This is a genomic window from Vibrio viridaestus (assembly GCF_003856525.1).
Lineage (GTDB): Bacteria > Pseudomonadota > Gammaproteobacteria > Enterobacterales > Vibrionaceae > Vibrio > Vibrio viridaestus.
In genome coordinates this window covers 1-2,953 of record NZ_RJVQ01000024.1, presented here as the reverse complement: position 1 = coordinate 2,953, position 2,953 = coordinate 1, and the positions used below count along the sequence as shown (strand labels likewise).

Below are 2,953 nucleotides of genomic sequence, written 5' to 3'. Positions count from 1 at the left end.
TTACACAATCAATGTTCTTACATTGAGTCCACAAAACCCTTTGGGTGTTGTATGGTTAAGCCTCACGGGCAATTAGTACAGGTTAGCTCAACGCCTCACAACGCTTACACACCCTGCCTATCAACGTTCTAGTCTCGAACAACCCTTTAGGACACTTAAAGTGCCAGGGAGAACTCATCTCAAGGCTCGCTTCCCGCTTAGATGCTTTCAGCGGTTATCGATTCCGAACTTAGCTACCGGGCAATGCGTCTGGCGACACAACCCGAACACCAGAGGTTCGTCCACTCCGGTCCTCTCGTACTAGGAGCAGCCCCTTTCAATTCTCCAACGCCCACGGCAGATAGGGACCGAACTGTCTCACGACGTTCTAAACCCAGCTCGCGTACCACTTTAAATGGCGAACAGCCATACCCTTGGGACCGACTTCAGCCCCAGGATGTGATGAGCCGACATCGAGGTGCCAAACACCGCCGTCGATATGAACTCTTGGGCGGTATCAGCCTGTTATCCCCGGAGTACCTTTTATCCGTTGAGCGATGGCCCTTCCATTCAGAGCCACCGGATCACTATGACCTGCTTTCGCACCTGCTCGAGCCGTCACTCTCGCAGTCAAGCGGGCTTGTGCCATTACACTAACCTCACGATGTCCAACCGTGATTAGCCCACCTTCGTGCTCCTCCGTTACTCTTTGGGAGGAGACCGCCCCAGTCAAACTACCCACCAGGCACTGTCCTCATCCCCGATAAGGGGACCAAGTTAGAACATCAAACATACAAGGGTGGTATTTCAAGGTCGGCTCCATAACCACTGGCGTGATTACTTCAAAGCCTCCCACCTATCCTACACATGTAGGCTCAATGTTCAGTGCCAAGCTGTAGTAAAGGTTCACGGGGTCTTTCCGTCTAGCCGCGGGTACACTGCATCTTCACAGCGATTTCAATTTCACTGAGTCTCGGGTGGAGACAGCGTGGCCATCATTACGCCATTCGTGCAGGTCGGAACTTACCCGACAAGGAATTTCGCTACCTTAGGACCGTTATAGTTACGGCCGCCGTTTACCGGGGCTTCGATCAAGAGCTTCTCCGAAGATAACCCCATCAATTAACCTTCCGGCACCGGGCAGGCGTCACACCGTATACGTCATCTTACGATTTTGCACAGTGCTGTGTTTTTAATAAACAGTTGCAGCCACCTGGTATCTGCGACTCCTAATAGCTCCATCCGCAAGGGACTTCACCRTCAAGAGCGTACCTTCTCCCGAAGTTACGGTACCATTTTGCCTAGTTCCTTCACCCGAGTTCTCTCAAGCGCCTTGGTATTCTCTACCCGACCACCTGTGTCGGTTTGGGGTACGATTTCTTACTATCTGAAGCTTAGAGGCTTTTCYTGGAAGCATGGCATCAATGACTTCACTACCGTAGTAGCTCGACATCGTGTCTCGGCCTTRAAGGAAACCGGATTTACCTAATTTCCAAGCCTACGCACTTGAACCTGGACGACCGTCGCCAGGCCCACCTAGCCTTCTCCGTCCCCCCATCGCAATAGTAAGAAGTACGGGAATATTAACCCGTTTCCCATCGACTACGCATTTCTGCCTCGCCTTAGGGGTCGACTTACCCTGCCCCGATTAACGTTGGACAGGAACCCTTGGTCTTCCGGCGTGGAAGTTTTTCACTCCCATTATCGTTACTCATGTCAGCATTCGCACTTCTGATACCTCCAGYATGCTTTACAACACACCTTCAACGGCTTACAGAACGCTCCCCTACCCAATGYGATAAATCRCATTGCCGCAGCTTCGGTTTACAGCTTAGCCCCGTTACATCTTCCGCGCAGGCCGACTCGACTAGTGAGCTATTACGCTTTCTTTAAATGATGGCTGCTTCTAAGCCAACATCCTAGCTGTCTGAGCCTTCCCACATCGTTTCCCACTTAGCTGTAATTTGGGACCTTAGCTGGCGGTCTGGGTTGTTTCCCTCTCCACGACGGACGTTAGCACCCGCCGTGTGTCTCCCGGATAGTACTTACTGGTATTCGGAGTTTGCAAAGGGTTGGTAAGTCGGGATGACCCCCTAGCCTTAACAGTGCTCTACCCCCAGTAGTATTCGTCCGAGGCGCTACCTAAATAGCTTTCGGGGAGAACCAGCTATCTCCGAGTTTGATTGGCCTTTCACCCCTAGCCACAAGTCATCCGCTAATTTTTCAACATTAGTCGGTTCGGTCCTCCAATTGATGTTACTCAATCTTCAACCTGCCCATGGCTAGATCACTCGGTTTCGGGTCTATATCCAGAGACTAAACGCGCAGTTAACACTCGCTTTCGCTACGGCTCCCCTAWACGGTTAACCTTGCCACTGAATATAAGTCGCTGACCCATTATACAAAAGGTACGCAGTCACCCCACGAAGGGGCTCCTACTGCTTGTACGTACACGGTTTCAGGTTCTATTTCACTCCCCTCACAGGGGTTCTTTTCGCCTTTCCCTCACGGTACTGGTTCACTATCGGTCAGTCAGGAGTATTTAGCCTTGGAGGATGGTCCCCCCATATTCAGACAGGATATCACGTGTCCCGCCTTACTCGATTTCACTCAAACAACGCCGTCGGCTACGGGGCTATCACCCTGTATCGCGGTCCTTTCCAGAACCTTCGCCTAACGCTGTAAAAGCTTAAGGGCTAGTCCGATTTCGCTCGCCGCTACTRTCGGAATCTCGGTTGATTTCTTTTCCTCGGGGTACTTAGATGTTTCAGTTCTCCCGGTTCGCCTCCTTACCCTATGTATTCAGGTAAGRATACCTRCTTATGCAGGTGGGTTTCCCCATTCGGAAATCCTAGACTCAAGTGGTTTTTACTACCTCATCTAGGCTTATCGCAAGTTAATACGTCCTTCATCGCCTCTGACTGCCAAGGCATCCACCATGTACGCTTAGTCACTTAACCATACAACCCCAAAG

General features: G+C 51.2%; 1 rRNA gene. It reads right to left on the bottom strand.

What is annotated here, in order from left to right:
* Positions 1 to 51: 51 nt before the first annotated feature.
* Positions 52 to 2,939: ribosomal RNA gene (locus EES38_RS21565) — 23S ribosomal RNA — on the bottom strand.
* Positions 2,940 to 2,953: the final 14 nt, after the last annotated feature.